The organism is Streptomyces sp. AP-93 (genome assembly GCF_022808175.1).
Classification (GTDB): Bacteria; Actinomycetota; Actinomycetes; order Streptomycetales; family Streptomycetaceae; genus Streptomyces.
Genome location: NZ_JALGBX010000003.1, coordinates 392,935 through 409,304 on the forward strand (window position 1 = coordinate 392,935; position 16,370 = coordinate 409,304).

8 protein-coding genes are annotated in these 16,370 nt (G+C 74.5%); 4 read left to right on the plus strand and 4 right to left on the minus strand.

What is annotated here, in order from left to right:
- Positions 1–368: 368 nt before the first annotated feature.
- Positions 369–1,886 (minus strand): tRNA (N6-isopentenyl adenosine(37)-C2)-methylthiotransferase MiaB, encoded by a 1,518-nt coding sequence (gene miaB, locus MTF69_RS07585; RefSeq protein ID WP_308401374.1) that lies wholly within the window; start codon positions 1,884–1,886, stop codon positions 369–371.
- A gap of 107 nt (positions 1,887–1,993) precedes the next feature.
- On the opposite strand from miaB, the gene MTF69_RS07590 reads away from it, so the two are divergent.
- A complete protein-coding gene (locus MTF69_RS07590; protein ID WP_243331820.1) occupies positions 1,994–2,989 on the plus strand; it encodes a TAXI family TRAP transporter solute-binding subunit in 996 nt (331 codons plus the stop codon).
- Positions 2,990–3,052: 63 nt separating this feature from the next.
- Here the strand turns inward: MTF69_RS07590 and MTF69_RS07595 are convergent, their stop codons facing one another.
- The 3 genes from MTF69_RS07595 to MTF69_RS07605 form a co-directional block, all read right to left on the minus strand.
- Positions 3,053–3,970, minus strand: coding sequence for an ROK family protein (locus MTF69_RS07595; protein ID WP_243331933.1), 918 nt, complete (start codon positions 3,968–3,970; stop codon positions 3,053–3,055).
- Positions 3,971–4,083: 113 nt separating this feature from the next.
- Positions 4,084–5,175: a LacI family DNA-binding transcriptional regulator gene (locus MTF69_RS07600; RefSeq protein ID WP_243331822.1), complete on the minus strand. Its 1,092-nt coding sequence runs from the start codon at positions 5,173–5,175 to the stop codon at positions 4,084–4,086.
- Positions 5,176–5,183: 8 nt separating this feature from the next.
- Positions 5,184–9,548 (minus strand): NEW3 domain-containing protein, encoded by a 4,365-nt coding sequence (locus MTF69_RS07605; protein ID WP_243331824.1) that lies wholly within the window; start codon positions 9,546–9,548, stop codon positions 5,184–5,186.
- Positions 9,549–9,796: 248 nt separating this feature from the next.
- On the opposite strand from MTF69_RS07605, the gene MTF69_RS07610 reads away from it, so the two are divergent.
- From MTF69_RS07610 to MTF69_RS07620, 3 genes are all read left to right on the plus strand, one after another.
- A complete protein-coding gene (locus MTF69_RS07610) occupies positions 9,797–11,083 on the plus strand; it encodes a glycosyl hydrolase (protein WP_243331826.1) in 1,287 nt (428 codons plus the stop codon).
- 130 nt (positions 11,084–11,213) lie between these two features.
- Positions 11,214–13,298, plus strand: coding sequence for an endo-beta-N-acetylglucosaminidase (locus MTF69_RS07615; RefSeq protein ID WP_243331934.1), 2,085 nt, complete (start codon positions 11,214–11,216; stop codon positions 13,296–13,298).
- Positions 13,291–16,329, plus strand: a complete 3,039-nt coding sequence (locus MTF69_RS07620; RefSeq protein ID WP_243331827.1) for a glycoside hydrolase family 38 C-terminal domain-containing protein — start codon at positions 13,291–13,293, stop codon at positions 16,327–16,329. Before MTF69_RS07615 ends, MTF69_RS07620 begins: the two co-directional genes overlap by 8 nt.
- Positions 16,330–16,370 lie beyond the last annotated feature (41 nt).

The window sequence follows — 16,370 nt, forward strand, 5'->3', positions numbered from 1 at the left end:
GGCCGGTCGGGGTGCTCGCCACCGCCGTCCCAGCGGGGCCCGGTGGGCAAGTGCGGCTGGGTTGGCCCCGCGGGGCGAGGTCCCCTACCCGCCCTTCGCCCGTTCCCCGGGCTCCGCCCGGACCCGTTCCCGCGTGCGGCGCCGTTCCCGGGGGCAGCCCCCGGCCCCCCTGCCTTCAGCCCGTCCGGCGTTTGAGGACCGGGGTCCGGGCAGAGCCCGGCGAACGGTGGAAGGGCGGGTAGGGGAGTTCGCCCCGCAGGGCCAACCCACCCGCGCCGGGACGGCGGTGGCGAGCACCCCGACCGGCCCCCGCCGGAAGGAAGTCCGGCGCAGCGCCGCGAAGCCCGCGCAGCGGTGCGAGTGGTGCGTCAGGAAGGCATGGGGCTGGCGCAGCCCGACGTCGTCACCGGGAGGGGGGCCGGGACGCCCAGGGTCGGGATGCCGAGGAGGACGCCCTTCGGCTGCGCCGGAGCCTCGTTGCGCTTCTGCCAGGCATCGCCCGCACGGGTCCGGCGTACCGCACCCGTCGGGCCCTCCGCGAGGAGGTGGTGGGGAGCCGCGTAGGTGATCTCCACCGTCACGACGTCACCGGGACGGACCTCGCCCTCCGGCTTCGTGAAGTGCACCAGGCGGTTGTCGGGGGCCCGCCCGGACAGCCGGTGCGTGGCGCCGTCCTTGCGGCCTTCGCCCTCCGCGACCATGACCTCCAGGGTCCGGCCGACCTGCTTCTTGTTCTCGTCCCAGGAGATCTCCTCCTGGAGGGCGACCAGGCGCATGTACCGCTCCTGGACGACCTCCTTGGGGATCTGCCCCTCCATGTCGGCGGCCGGGGTCCCGGGGCGCTTGGAGTACTGGAAGGTGAAGGCGTTCGCGAAGCGCGCCTCGCGCACCGCGTGCATGGTCTGCTGGAAGTCCTCCTCCGTCTCACCGGGGAAGCCCACGATGATGTCGGTGGAGATCGCCGCGTGCGGGATGGAGGCGCGGACCTTCTCGATGATGCCGAGGAAGCGCTCCTGGCGGTACGAGCGGCGCATCGCCTTCAGGATCGTGTCCGATCCGGACTGCATCGGCATGTGCAGCTGCGGCATGACGTTGGGCGTCTCGGCCATCGCCGCGATCACGTCGTCGGTGAAGTCGCGCGGGTGCGGGGAGGTGAAGCGGACCCGCTCCAGGCCCTCGATGGCGCCGCAGGCGCGCAGCAGCTTGGAGAAGGCCTCGCGGTCGCCCAGGTCGGAGCCGTAGGCGTTGACGTTCTGGCCGAGCAGGGTGATCTCGGAGACGCCCTCGGCGACCAGTGCCTCGACCTCGGCGAGGATGTCGCCGGGACGGCGGTCCTCCTCCTTGCCGCGCAGCGCCGGGACGATGCAGAAGGTGCAGGTGTTGTTGCAGCCGACGGAGATCGAGACCCAGGCGGCGTACGCGGACTCGCGCCGGGTCGGGAGCGTGGAGGGGAAGGCCTCCAGCGACTCGGCGATCTCGATCTGCGCCTCTTCCTGGATGCGCGCGCGCTCCAGGAGGACGGGCAGCTTGCCGATGTTGTGGGTGCCGAAGACCACGTCGACCCAGGGGGCGCGGTCCACGATCGTGTCGCGGTCCTTCTGCGCGAGGCAGCCGCCGACGGCGATCTGCATGCCGGGGCGCTTGGTCTTCATCGGCGCGAGCCGTCCGAGGTTGCCGTAGAGCTTGTTGTCGGCGTTCTCGCGGACGGCGCAGGTGTTGAACACGACGACGTCGGCGTCGCCGTCGGAGCCCTGGGGCGCGCGGACGTACCCGGCGTCCTCCAGCAGGCCCGACAGCCGCTCGGAGTCGTGCACGTTCATCTGACAGCCGTACGTCCGGACCTCGTACGTTTTCACAACAGTCGCCTCGCCGCTCTCGGTACTCACCCAGCAAGGGTACGGGTCGGGCGTGGCGCCCCGGGCCGGGCGTGGGCCGGGCGGGCCGGGAGGGCGGGGCCGTGACAGGACGGCGGGTCGGTGGCAGGATCGCGGCCATGCCTCTCGTACCGCCCCGGATCAGCAGGCGCCGTGCCCTGCGGGCCCTGGTGGCCGTACTGGCGGTGCTCTGCGCCCTCGTCTGGTGGCTGCGGCCCTTCGGCCGGCCCGAGCTCACGGGCGGGATCACCCTCAGCACCGGCGTCCAGACCGGGGTCTACCACCGCTACGGCCAGCTGCTGGAGCAGGCCCTCGCCAAGGACGTGCCCGGGGTGCGGGTCCGGCTGAAGACCAGCGAGGGCTCGCAGCAGAACCTGCAGCGGGTGGCCGCGGGCGAGGCCGACTTCACGGTGGCGACGGCCGACGCGGTGGCCAAGTACCAGGTCGACCGGAAGCCCGGAGCGGACCGGCTGCGCGGTCTGGCCCGCCTCTACGACGACTACGTGCAGCTCGTGGTGCCCGCCGATTCTCCCGTCCAGTCCGCCCGGGACCTGCGGGGCAAGCGGGTCGCCGTCGGCCAGGACGGCTCTGGGGTGCGGCTGATCTCGGAGCGCATGCTCCGGGCGGCGGGGCTGGACCCGGTGCGCGACGTCACCCCGGTGGCCATCGGCATCGACACCGTGCCGGCGGAGCTGGAGGCCGGCCGGATCGACGCCTTCTTCTGGTCGGGCGGGCTGCCCACCAACGCCGTACGGGAGCTCTCGGAGCGGTTCGAGATCCGGCTCGTGCAGCTCGGCGACCTGGTGGAGGCGCTCCAGGCCAGCGGCAGCCCCGCGCGGTACTACCGGGCGGCGGTGATGCCGCAGGACGCCTACGCCCGCGCCCTCAACACCTCGGCGGTGTCCACCGTGGCGGTGCCGAACCTGCTGGTGACCCGGGAGGACGCGGGCGCCGAGCTGACGGAGCAGTTCACGCGCACGGTGATCGACAGCCGGGACGGCATCGGGAGCCAGGTGCACGCGGCCCAGCTCGTGGACCTGCGGACGGCGATCTACACGGATCCCCTGCGGCTGCACGAGGGCGCGGCCCGCTACTACCGCTCGGTCAAGCCGTAGGGCGTGCCCCGGCCGTCTTCACCACGGCCGCCGTCACGAAAGCAGCCTTCACGACGGCAGCCTTCACGAAGGCAGCAGCATCGTCGCCGCCGCGGCGGCCCCGATCAGGCCCGCGTGGGTGCCCAGCGTCGCCGGGACGACCTGGAGGTCCTTGACGAAGGACAGGGTCGCGTACGAGGCCAGGTGCGCCCGGACAGGTCCGAAGAGGGTGTCGCCCGAGGCGGCGACCCCGCCTCCGATGACGGCGATGTCGGTCTCGACGAGGGTGGCGGTGGCCGCGATGGCGGCGGCCAGCGCCCGGCCGGCGCGGTCGAAGGCTGCCAGGGCGACGGGATCGCCCGCGGCCGCGGCGGCGGCCACCCCGGCCGCGGTGGCGTCCCCGGCCGGGACCCAGCCCTGGGCCAGGGCCCAGGCCGCGATGGCGGTGCCGGAGGCGAGGGACTCCACGCAGCCGCGGCCTCCGCAGGCGCACGGCTCCCCGTCGAAGGCGACGCTGATGTGGCCGATGTGACCCGCGTTCCCGGTGGGGCCGGGGTGCAGCTGGTTGTTCAGGACGAGTCCGCCGCCGACGCCGGTGGAGACCACCATGCAGAGCGCGTTGGCGTGCCCGCGGGCGGCGCCCAGCCAGTGTTCCGCGGCGGTCATCGCCACCCCGTCGCCGGCCAGCACCGTCGGGATCCGCAGCCCGTGCCGCGCGAGCTCGGCGTCCACCCGGGCCTGTACGGGGAAGCCCCGCCAGGCGCCGATGTTGACCGGGCTGACCGTGCCGCGCGCGGCGTCCACCGGGCCCGCGCTGCCGATCCCGCACCGGACGGCCGAGCCCCACAGCGGAGACTTCGCGAGCTCCGCGACGACCTGCGCGACGGCGGCGAACACGGTGTCCCCGTCGGCGCCGCGCGGGGTGGGCCGGCGGGTGGTGGCCGTCATGGCGCCGTCGCGGTCCACCAGCGCTCCGGCGATCTTCGTACCGCCGATGTCGATCGCGACCGTGAGGCCGGAGCCGGCCGGCGCACCGGCACGGGGCGCGGGGAACGCGGAGGTGGGGGTGGGAGTGGGAGGAGTGGTCACGGTGGCGCTCCAGGAAGGGGTCGGTTTCAGTATGCGGCCGGCGGCGGCGCCGTACTCTCACGGGGCTCCAGCCTGGGACGCTCGCTCTCGCGTGACCGCGGCGGGCCCCCCGCGAGGAGGCCGAGGAGCTCCTCGGCGGCGAGCCGGCCGAAGCCGGCGGTGTCGCGGACCAGGGCGGTGAGCCGGGGACGGGTGACCCGGCAGAGCGCGGAGTCGTCCCAGGCGACGACGGAGAGCCCGCCCGGGACCGGGATGCCCAGCTCGGAGGCGACGGCCACGCCGGCCACCGCCATCACGTCGTTGTCGTAGACGATCGCGGTCGGCGGCTCCGGCTCGGCGAGGATCCGGCGGGTGGCCTCGGCCCCCTCGGCGTCGGAGTAGTCGGTGGTGACCGAGCGCACCTGTCCGGAGCCGAGGCCCAGCCGCTCGGCCTCGGCGCGCAGCGAGGCGATCCGGCGCTCGGTGTGGGCGAGTCCGGGCAGTCCCGCGACGTGCGCGATCCGGCGGTGGCCGAGCCCGTACAGGTGGTCGAGCACCTGCGCCATGGCGCCGGCGTCGTCGGCCCGGACGGCGGACAGGGCGGACAGGGCGGACAGGGCGGCTGGGGCAGAAGGGGCCGGGGCCGCGGAGTCGGGAGAAGCGGAGGCCGGCCCCGTCTCCCCCACCGTGACGGCGGGCAGGGCGAGCTGTTCGAGCAGGGCCGGGCGCGGGTCGTCGGTCCTCGGGTCCACGACGACGACCCCGTCGACGCGCCGCTCGGCCCACCAGCGGCGGTAGACGGCGCATTCGGCGTCGAGGTCCTCGACCACCTGGAAGAGCAGGGCGATCCGGCCGGCGGCCAGGACCTCCTGGATGCCGGAGACCAGCTGGAGGAAGAAGGACTCGACCCCGAGGGTGTGCGCGGGCCGGGCGAGGACCAGGCCGACGGCGCCGGACTGTTCGCCGGAGAGGGCGCGGGCGGCGCTGTTGGGCTGCCAGCCGAGCTCCTCGGCGACCCGCCGGATGCGGGCGCGGGTGTCCTGGGAGACCCCGGGCCGGTTGTTGAGCGCGAAGGAGACGGCGCTCTCCGACACCCCGGCCTGGCGGGCGATGTCCTTGATGGTGGGTCTGCGGGCCATGGCCTGTCTCATCCCTCGCTGACGTGGACGGCAATGGCCGGACCGTACGCGATCCTGCCCTGGCAGACCGCCTTGACCACGACCCAGTACTCCCCGGCGGGGGTTCCGAGCGGCGGCCGCAGCTCGAAGACGGCCCGGGCCTCGCCGTCCGCCGGGACCTCGACCGGTAGGACGGCGGGGGCCGTCAGCTCCCAGGTGCCGAACGGGGAGACGGCGTACGCCTGCCCCGTCAGGGCGGTGCGGATGCCGGTGGAGCCGATGCGTGCCCGTACGAGGGCCCGCCCGCCGGGGGCGACGGTGACGGCGGGATCGGGCGCGTCCACCCACAGCCCGGCCGGAGTCCCGGCCGGGCCGCCCGGGACGGTGACGGTGAGTACGTCCTCGAAGGTGCCCGCCGGGGTGGTGGCGAGGATCCGGACCAGGTGGTCGCCGGGTTCCGCTCCGGCGGCGGGCTCCAGGGTGAGGGGGTAGGAGACGTGGCCGCCGGGCGGGAGCTCGGGGCGCTGCCGGGTCCAGGAGGTGGTCCAGCCCTCCGGGGCCCGGACCTCCAGCCCGGCCGGGCCGCCGGCCGCCTGCCCGTGGGCGGCGAGGGTGACCGTGGCCCCGGCGGGCATCCCGTCACACGTCACGGTGTACGGGGCGTCGCCGAGCGGAGCCGTCCCGGTGTTGTGCAGCCAGTACCGGCTGAACACCGGCTGGTTCGGCTCCCGTTCGCCTGCCCGCAGGGGCATGCCGGATTCCGTGAGCAGCAGGAGCGTGGTCGTCGCCGCGCCCTGGACCCGCCCCTCGAAGAAGCCGGTGGGGCGGTCCAGCAGATCGGCCTCGGCGGCCGGATCCGTCGGCCACAGGGTCTCCGCCATCACCGGACGGCCGTGCGTTTCGCGCAGCCGGACGGCGAGGTCGCCCCGGTCGCCGGAGCCCTCGGCCCGCTTGACCGTCTCGATCAGCACCCGGCCGGCCGGCTCCACGCCGAGCAGCGAGCGCGCCGGCGGGCGGGGGCCCGCGCCGGGGGCGGCCGTGACGGCGGTGAGCGGCTTGTTGAACTCCCGTCCGCGGCGCACCAGGTCCGCCGCCCGCCAGTCCCCGGCGCCCGCGACGAGTGCGTGCTCGAAGACGTGGGTCCAGTGCTGGAGCTGGAAGGAGCTGCCGTCGGGCGCGGTGCGCCGCGGCGGGTCCATCCACTCCCCGCTCGGGCGGCCGGTGCAGGACCGCATCAGGGTGCTGTGCAGCCGCCCGGCGGTGTCGACGGCGAAGCTGGGCGTGCCGCGCACCAGGATCCCGACGGTGCGGTCGGCGTACGGCTCCTCGTGCGGGTACGCCGCCTCGTGCGCGCCCGCTGCGTCCGCCGGGGCCGGAGCCGGAGCCGGAGCCGGGGCCGGAGCCGGGGCCGGAGCCGGAGCCGGGGCGTCGATGCGGCCCGACGCGGCGACGGCCCGGGCGAGCTGCTCCGGGGGCCCGGCGTGGACCAGGACCGGCAGGTCCCCGAGGCCCGTCAGGTCGCAGCCGGGGCTCCAGAGCGAGCGCAGCCCCGCTCGGGCCGCTACCCAGACCTGCCCGTGTTCCCGTAGGGCTTCTCGCAGGGCCTTCTCCCGGGCGGGACCGGCCGACGCCAGCAGCGCCGCCGTGAAGGGGTTCTCCTCGGGGCCGCCGAGTGCGATGCGGAAGTCGGGCAGGCTGCTGTCCACCGCCAGGTCGCCCCAGCGCGGCCCGGCCGCCCGCGTCGGGGTCGCGGTGACCCCGTGCCGGCCGAGGGCGGTGACCAGCTCGCGCAGTCCCGGAGCCCTGTACTGATCACGCAGCCCCGCGTCCGGGAGGACGATCTCCGCCGCGCCCAGGGCCCGGCCGCCCGGCCCGGTCATCGGCGCCGACAGCGCGAACCAGTTCAGGCAGGGGCTGTCCAGGGTCCAGGGGGCCCGGGTGTGATCGGCCCCGGTGTCCGCCTCGGGGAAGGCGAACCCGCGCCCCACCGCGGACGCCGCGGTCTCGGCGACGGGCAGCGCCCCGGGCACGTCCGCCGGGATCCGCAGCCGCAGCAACTGGTCGGAGCCTTCGAACGCGTGCACCGTCGTGGTGAGTTCCGCCCGGTCCAGGCCGGCCCACAGGGTGGTGGTCCGGGTCCAGCGGACGGGCCCGGTCCGCCCGGTGGCCACGATGCGCGAGCCGAGCGGCCCGCGCTCCGCGCGGCAGGACTCGGCGGGCGCGGCGCCCGAACCGGTGCCCGGGCCCTTGGGCAGCAGGTGCCAGGGGCCCTCTTCGAAGTAGGGGTGCTTGTCGTACTCCTCCTGCACGACGAGCTCGTCCACCTCGCCGGGGGTGAGGATCTCCTGCCCGGTGCGCCGGTCCAGCAGCCGGGCCAGGCCCCCGCCCCGCGCGGGATCGGCCTCGGCGCGCAGGAACTCGTTCTCCACGGTGTGCCCGGGCGCCGGCGCCCACCCGCCCGAGAGCGGCAGCTCCGACGCCGCGAGCCACCAGGTGCGGTGGCCGAGCGAGGGCACGTCCCGGGCGAGGAAGGCCACCTCGGCGGTCCCGTCGGCGACGGCCTCGACGTGCACGGGCGCTCCGCGGCCCGCCTCGTCCAGGACGGTGATCAGGTCGGCACGGTCCGCGCGGTCGTCCGCGAGGCCGAGCGCCGCCAGCTCGACGCGGGTGCGGACCAGGTCGGTACGGGTCCACGAGACCGGGTTGTGCACGGTGACCGCGAGCGGTCCGGGGCCGCGGGTGTCGGCCGCGGCGGTGAGCGCCGCGAGCGCCTCCTCCCGTACGCCGTCGGCCAGTTCGTACGCCTCGCGCCAGGTGGGGAGCAGGTCGAGGTACACCTGATCGGAGAAGGTCCCGGTGACGGCGTCGTGGTGGGCGGCGTGCAGCAGGTGGCGCCAGGCCTTGGACAGGGTCTGCGCGGGGTAGTCGGTCAGACCTTCGGCGCAGGCGAGGGCGGCGAAGGTCTCGGCCTGTTCGAGGAGGTTCTCGGCGGCCCGGTGCGCCTGCTTCACGTCGGTGTAGGTGACGTCCTTGCCGGTGTAGACCGGGCCCATCTCCCGGGTGACCGGCAACGGCTGCTCTCCGCGCGCCGCGAGCTCGGCGCGGACGGCGTCGAAGTGGGCGCGCGGGCCGGTGTGTTCCATGCGGGGCCAGCAGTAGCGGCGGTTCCAGGCGTGCTGCACGTCCAGGCCCCAGCGATGCGGCCAGGAGAAGTCGGTGCCCATCGGGATCAGGACGTTCTTCGTCGCGGCGGCGGTGCGCAGCAGCTCGTAAAGGTCCAGCAGCTGTTCGGCGGCGGCCCCGGCGTCCGGCGCCTGGTGGGAGAACCAGCCGGCGGAGTAGTGCGCGGGCAGGTAGTGCAGGAGCAGCCCCTCACCGCCGGGGGCGATCCACTCGTACTCGGCGGGCAGCTGCATGGCGGCGGGGGCGCGCAGCTCGTCGCCCCAGGTGTCCATCATCGGGCCCCACTGGTGGTGGGGGCCGCGGGCGAGGACGGCGGAGTCGAGTCCGGCGCCGGCCATCAGGGCGGGGAAGGAGGGGTCGTGGCCGAAGACGTCGAGCTGCCAGGCGGTGCGCGGGTCGGCGCCGAGGGTGCCGCGGTGCAGGGCGAGGCCGTGGACGGCGGAGCGGATGGTGGTCTCGGCGGAGGTGAGGTTGGTGGAGGGCTCGTTGTAGGTGCCGCCGACGATCTCGACGCGGCCTTCGGCGATGAGCGCGCGCAGCTCGGCGCGTTCGGCCGGGTGGGTGTCCCAGTAGGGCTTGAGGTAGTCGACCTCGGAGAGCACGAAGCGGTACGCCGGGTCCTCGCGCGCCTGCTGGAGGTGGAGCGGGATCAGGGTGAAGGCCGGGACGCCGGTGTACTCCCAGCCGCGCTCGGCCTCGCCGGGTTTCGGCGGGGCGTCCCAGAGGGCGGTGTAGGCGGCCTGGGTGTTCCACCACATGGGGTCGTAGTGGAAGTGCGGGACCAGGCGGACGGTCCAGCCGGGCTCGGCGACGACCAGGCCGAAGGGCAGCTCGGCGAGCGGGCGCCCGTCGGGGGTGGTGACGCGGACGGCGGCGGGCAGGACGGTCCCGGGGGCGGCGCCGGGGGTGCGGACGGCGACCTCGACGGTGGACTCCGGGACGGGCCGGGGGCCGGACCCGGTCGGATCCGCCAGATCCGCCAGATCCGTCAGATCCGCGCGGGCATCGGTGCCCGCGTAGGCCTCGGCGGTGTCGGCCCGCACGATGCGGGGGTGCGGGGTGGTGATGCCGTCACCGTGCACCGCCACGTGCAACGGGCCGGCCGGGCGGGCCCTGCGGATGCGGACCCGGACGATCTGCGAGGGGCTTTCCGGCGGGCCGGCGAAGAGGGCCGGGGTGGTGACCGTCGTGACGGTAATTCCGCTGTCCATTTCTGCACACTTCCCTGTGGGACAACACCGCTCATCAACAACTAAACCGCATTAGTGCGCTTAGCTTCAGGCGACCGGAACCCGTCTGTCAACTGGCCTGAAGCGCATAAGTACCCCAGCCGTGGAGGTCAGGACTTTCATCCCGCCAAGTCGGGACGTTCGGAGATATGGATCCTGTTGACTTATCCCCCGCACAGACGGCAGGTTGTGGGCATCCCGCGAATTCCCCCTGAACTCCAGGACCCTTCATGCACGACGGCAACGCCGCCTCCGCACCCGCCCGCGCCCTGCGTTTCGGCGCCAACTACACGCCGACGCGCGGCTGGTTCCACCACTGGCTCGACTTCGACCTCGACGAGGTCAAGGCCGACCTCGACTCGATCGCCGGCCTCGGCCTGGACCACGTACGGGTCTTCCCGCTGTGGCCGGTGTTCCAGCCGAACCGGACGCTGATCCGGCCGCGCGCCGTCGAGCAGCTCGTCGCCCTCGCCGACGCGGCCGCCGACCGCGGGCTCGACGTCAACGTGGACGGGCTCCAGGGGCACCTGTCGAGCTTCGACTTCCTGCCCGCGTGGACCGGCACCTGGCACCGGCGCAACATCTTCAGCGACCCGCAGGTCGTCGCCGGGCAGGAGGAGTACCTGCGCACGCTGGCCGCCGCCCTCGCCGACCGGCCGAACTTCCTGGGCATGACGGTCGGCAACGAGATCAACCAGTTCTCCGACGACCCGCACCCCTCCCCCGACCGGATCACCCAGGAGCAGGCCGGGCGCTGGCTGGAGCGGATGCTCGCCGCCTGCGAGGCGGGCGCGCCGGGCCGCATGCACCTGCACGCCGAATACGACGCCGCCTGGTACCAGGACGGCCACCCCTTCACCGTGGCCCAGGCGGCCCGTCTGGGCGCCGCGACCGCCGTGCACTCCTGGGTGTTCAACGGCACCGCCCAGCGGCACGGCCGGACCGGGACGGCGACCGAGCACCACGCCGCGTACCTGATCGAGCTCTCCAAGGCCTGGGCCCGCGATCCGCACCGCCCGGTCTGGCTCCAGGAGGTGGGCGCGCCCGCGCCGCTGATCCAGCCCGAGCACGCGGCCTCCTTCACCGAGGCGACCGTGGCGAACGCCCTGGACTGCCCCGGCCTGTGGGGCGTGACCTGGTGGTGCTCGCACGACGTGTCCCGGGAGCTCGCGGACTTCCCCGAGCTGGAGTACGGGCTCGGGCTGCTCACCAACGACCGCCGGACCAAGCCCGCCGGAGAGGTGATCGCCCGGATCACCGCGGAGTGGCGGGGCCGCGAGCACCGCCCGGCGGTGCGCAGGGCCGCGCTCGCCGTGGATGTCGGCGGCGCCGAGTCCGCGCCGAACCGCTCGGTGTGCGCCCCCGGCGGGGCCTTCTTCGAGGCCTGGGCCGCGCTCACCGCCCAGGGGGTCCGGCCGGCCGTGGTCCTGGCGGAGCTGGCCGGGGACGCGGAGCACCTGGCCGCCCGCGGCATCACCGAGGTACTGCACGTGTCCGACGTCCCCACCCGGGCCTGACCGGCCCCTACCGAGGAGATCCCTCATGTCCGAGACCGACAACGGCGTCGAACCTCGAACTTCGAACCGCCCGACCGCGAACCGCCCGACCGCGCCCCGGCCCGCCTCCCTACGCCCGACCCGGCGCGGGATGCTGCTCGCCGGAGCCGGGGCGGGCGCGGCCGGCCTGCTCTGCGGGACGGCCGCCCCCGCGGTGGCCCTCCCCGCCGCCCCGGCGGCCTCCCCCGGGCCACCCGAGCCACCCGCAGACCTGTCCCCGTACGCCTCGTACTGGTTCCCGGACTCGCTGCCCGCCGGGACCCCGGGTCCCGGGATCACCTGGCGCTCCCTCCTGCGGTGGAGCCCGGAGTCCGACCCCGATCTGGCCTACAACACCGCCACCGTGCCGCTGGCGCCCCGCTTCACCCCGGTGCCGCCGAACACCACGGCGCGCGCCGGCCAGGCCCGTATCGCCTCGCTCGTCTCCTTCGGGAACACGGCCGGCAATCCGGCGCAGGGCTCCCCCACCGCCGACTACTACGCCCTCACCCACTGGGCGTACATCGACGAGCTCGTCTTCTGGGGCGGCTCCTCCGCCGAGGGCATCGTGCTCGCCCCGAACGCGCCCGTCACCGACGCCGCGCACCGCAACGGCGTCCGGGTGATGGGCAACGTGTTCCTGCCGCCCGTGCCCTACGGCGGCGACCTCCGGTGGACCCGCGACCTGGTCCAGCAGGACTCCCTCGGGCGGTTCCCGGTCGCCGAGAAGCTGGTGGAGGTGGCGCGGGCGTACGGGTTCGACGGCTGGTTCGTCAACGCCGAGACCGAGGGCGGAGACAGCGAACTTGCCGCCCGGATGCAGCGGTTCCTGCGCGCCCTGCGCGCCGCCGGTGAACCGCACGGACTCACGATCACCTGGTACGACGCGATGAACTCCACCGGCAGGGTCGGCTGGCAGGGCGCCCTGAACGAGCTCAACCAGGAGTTCTACGAGGACCGCCGCGGCAAGGTCGCGGACACCGTGTTCGTGGACTTCCGCTGGACCCCGGCGAAGCTCGCCGCCTCCGGCGACCTCGCCGACCGGCTCGGGCGCAGCCGCCACGAGCTGTGGGCGGCCGTGGACATGGAGTCCAACGGCTGGAACTCCAAGGTGGACTGGGACGCGATCGTCCCGCGCGGGAGCGACCACGTCGTCTCCTACGGCTTCTACCGGCCCGAGTGGACCCGCAACCACCTCGCGGACCGCTCCCCCGGCGCCTTCCACCGCGCCGACGACCGGTTCTGGACGGGCGGGTCCCTGGACCCCGCCCACCCCTCCCCCGAGGACGCCTGGCGGGCCCCCGCCACCGTCGTCGCCGACCGGTCCACCGTGACCGCGCTGCCCTTCGCCTGCTCCTTCAACACCGGTCACGGGGAACGCTGGTACGAGGACGGCGAGCCCGTCTCCGACACCGGGTGGAACCACCTCGGCCTCCAGGACCGGCTCCCGGGCCGCCGCTGGGCCGTGCACACCACCGGGACCCGCCCCGAGGTCACCCTCGACTTCGCCCGCGCCTGGCGCGGCGGCTCCAGCCTGCTCGTCACCGGCGGGCTCACCGCCCCGGCGACCGTGGGACTGCACGCCGTGCGGCTGCCGCTGACCCGCTCCTGCGTCGCCGAGCTGGTGCACCGCACCGAGTCGGGCCCGGTGACGGTCGAGCTGGGCGTGGCCACCCGCGAGCCGTCCGGCCCGGGGCAGGAGGTCCCGTACACCTGGCTGAAGGCGGAGACCCTCGCCGCCGGGCAGGGGTGGCGCACGACCAGGGTCCGGCTGTCGGAGCTGGCGGGCCGCACCGCCCACGGTCTGGCCGTACGGATCACCCGACGCGGGAAGGAGCCGGTGCGCTGGCGACTCGGAGCATTGACGGTACGCGAGGCCGCCGCGCGGCCCCGCCCGGCGACTCCGGGCCCACCGGCCGTGTCCGCCTCGGCCCAGCAGTCCGGCAAGGCCTTCGTACGCCTGACCTGGCAGCGGGCAGCGGAGCCCGTCCGCCACTACGAGGTGTCCCGCGTCCTGCCGGACGGCGCCCGCCGCTTCCTCGGCGGCACCTGTGGCACCGCCCTCTACCTGCCCGGCGTCGAGCGCGCCGGACGGGAGAAGGCGGCCGTCTTCGAGATCCGGGCCGTGGACGAGCTGTACGTCGTCTCCGCCCCCGCCCGTACCACCCTGACCTGGACTGGAGCCTCTGATGCATGACGACCGCGCAGTGCTGGAGGGACGCCTGAAGCGGGTCCTCGACGAGCGGATCCGCCCGGCCGTGTACCCCCGGTCCGCGCCGCTGGCCATCGAGGCCTGGACCGCCCCGGGCCGCGAACCGGTCCCGGTCTCCGAGGGACTGGCGGCCCCGCACGGCCCCGCCACCGTCGGCGACGCCTGGGGCGCGCCCTGGGACACCACCTGGTTCAAGGTGACCGGGACCGTGCCCGCGGACTGGGCCGGCCGGGAGGTGGAGGCCGTCATCGACCTCGGCTTCGACGAGCGGATGCCGGGCTTCCAGTGCGAGGCGCTGGTGTACACCCCGGAGGGCTCCCCGCTGAAGGCGATCAACCCGCGCAACCAGTGGGTCCGGGTCGCCGAGGGCCCGGTGGCGGGCGGCGAGCGGGTCGAATGGCACCTCGAGGCCGCCTCCAACCCGGTGATCCTGGACGTCGAACCGTTCCGGCCGACGGGCCTGGGCGACCGGCACACGGCCGGCGACGAGCCGCAGTACCGCCTGACCCGGGTCGAGTTGGCCGTCTTCGACCGGACGGTGTGGGAGCTGGTCATCGACCTGGAGGTGCTCGGCGAGCTGATGGCCGAACTGCCCGTCGACGGGGCCCGGCGCTGGGAGCTGCTGCGCGCGGTCGAGCGCTGCCTGGACGCCCTGGACCTGCAGGCGGTGAACGAGACGGCGGGCGCCGCCCGCGCCGAGCTCGCCGGGGTGCTGTCCGCACCCGCCGACGCCTCCGCGCACCGGATCAGCGCGGTCGGGCACGCCCACATCGACTCGGCGTGGCTGTGGCCGCTGCGCGAGACGGTGCGCAAGGTGGCCCGTACGACGTCGAACATGACCTCGCTGCTGGAGGGCGAGCCCGATTTCGTCTTCGCCATGTCCCAGGCCCAGCAGTACGCCTGGCTCAAGGAGCACCGGCCGGAGGTGTACGCGAAGGTCAAGAAGGCGGTCGCGGAGGGCCGGTTCGTGCCGGCGGGCGGCATGTGGGTGGAGTCGGACACCAACATGCCGGGTTCGGAGGCGATGGCCCGGCAGTTCACGCACGGCAAGCGGTTCTTCCTCGAAGAGTTCGGGATCGAGAACGACGAGGCGTGGCTGCCGGACACCTTCGGCTTCGCCGCCGGGCTGCCACAGATCATCAAGGCGGCCGGGTCCAAACGGCTGCTGACGCAGAAGATCTCCTGGTCGCAGGTGAACACGTTCCCGCACCACACCTTCCAGTGGGAGGGCATCGACGGGACCCGGATCTTCACGCACTTCCCGCCGGTCGACACCTACAACTGCTCGGTGGACGGCCGGGAGATCGCGCACGCGGCCCGCAACTTCAAGGACAAAGGCGCGGCCCGGCACTCGCTCGCCCCGACCGGCTGGGGCGACGGCGGCGGCGGCACCACCCGCGAGATGATCGCGAAGGCCCGCCGGCTGCGTGACCTGGAGGGCTCCGCGCAGGTGGTGTGGGAGTCCCCGGCCGCCTTCTTCGACAAGGCGCAGGCCGAGTACCCGGACCCGCCCGTGTGGGTCGGCGAGCTCTACCTGGAGCTGCACCGGGCAACCCTGACCAGCCAGGCCAAGACCAAGCAGGGCAACCGGCGCAGCGAGTCCCTGCTGCGCGAGGCCGAGCTGTGGGCGGCGACGGCGGCGGTCCGCGCCGGGTTCCCGTACCCGTACCGGGAGCTGGACCGGATCTGGAAGACGGTGCTGCTCCACCAGTTCCACGACATCCTGCCCGGGTCCTCGATCGCCTGGGTGCACCGGGAGGCGGAGCCCACGTACGCGGCGGTCGCCCAGGAGCTGACCGGGATCGTCGCCGCGGCGCAGCGGGCCCTGGCGGGCGACCCGGCGGGTGGCCGCGAGCTGGTCTTCAACGCCTCCCCGCACGCCCGCGCCGGGGTCCTGGCCGGGGGCAGCGCCCCGCTCGGCGTCCCGGTGGGGCAGGTCTCGGCCGGTCCGCGCGAGGGGGGCGGTTTCACCCTCGAGAACTCCCGGCTGCGGGTGGAGGTCGACGCGCGGGGCCTGGTCGTCTCCGCCTACGACCTGGTCGCCGGGCGGGAGTCGGTGGCCCCGGGCCACGCGGCGAACCTGCTCCAGATCCACCCGGACTTCCCGAACATGTGGGACGCCTGGGACGTGGACTCCTTCTACCGGAACACGGTCACCGATCTCACGGAGGCCGACTCCGTCACCCTCACGGAGGAGGCGGGTGCGGCGACGGTGACGGTGGTGCGCTCCTTCGGCTCCTCGCGGGTGGTGCAGCGCCTGACCGTGCGGGCGGGGCTGGGCCGGCTCGACATCGACACCGAGGTGGACTGGCACGAGACGGAGAAGTTCCTGAAGGCGGCCTTCCCGCTGGACGTGCACGCCGACCGGTACGCCTCCGAGACCCAGTTCGGGCACCTCTTCCGCCCCACCCACACCAACACCAGCTGGGAGGCGGCCAAGTTCGAGGCCTGCCACCACCGGTTCCTGCACGTCGCGGAGCCCGGCTGGGGCGCCGCGATCGTCAACGACTCCATGTACGGGCACGACGTCACCCGTGACGTCCGGGCCGACGGCGGTACGACGACCACGGTGCGGCTGTCGCTGCTGCGGGCCCCGCGCTTCCCGGACCCGGAGACCGACCAGGGCCTGCACCGGTTCGGCTACGCGCTGGTGCCGGGCGCCTCGATCGGGGACGCGGTCCGCGAGGGCTTCGCGATCAACCTGCCCGAGCGCCGGCTGACCGGCAGCCGGGAGACGGCCCCGCTGGTCCGCGTCGACAACGAGAAGGTGGCCGTCTCGGCGGTGAAGCTCGCCGACGACGGCAGCGGCGACCTGGTGGTCCGGCTGTACGAGACCACGGGCGGCCGGGCCGCGGCCCGGCTGGCCCTGGACTTCGACCACGCCGGCGTGTCCGCCACGGACCTGCTGGAGCGGCCGCTGGCCGAAGCCCCCGCGCTGGTGGCGGCCTCGGGCGCGCTGGCCGACGTACGGCTCGGTCCGTTCGAGCTGGTGACCCTGCGGTTCAGTCGGCCCTAGCGGTTCACTCGGCGCTAGCGGTTCACTCGGCGCTAGCGGTT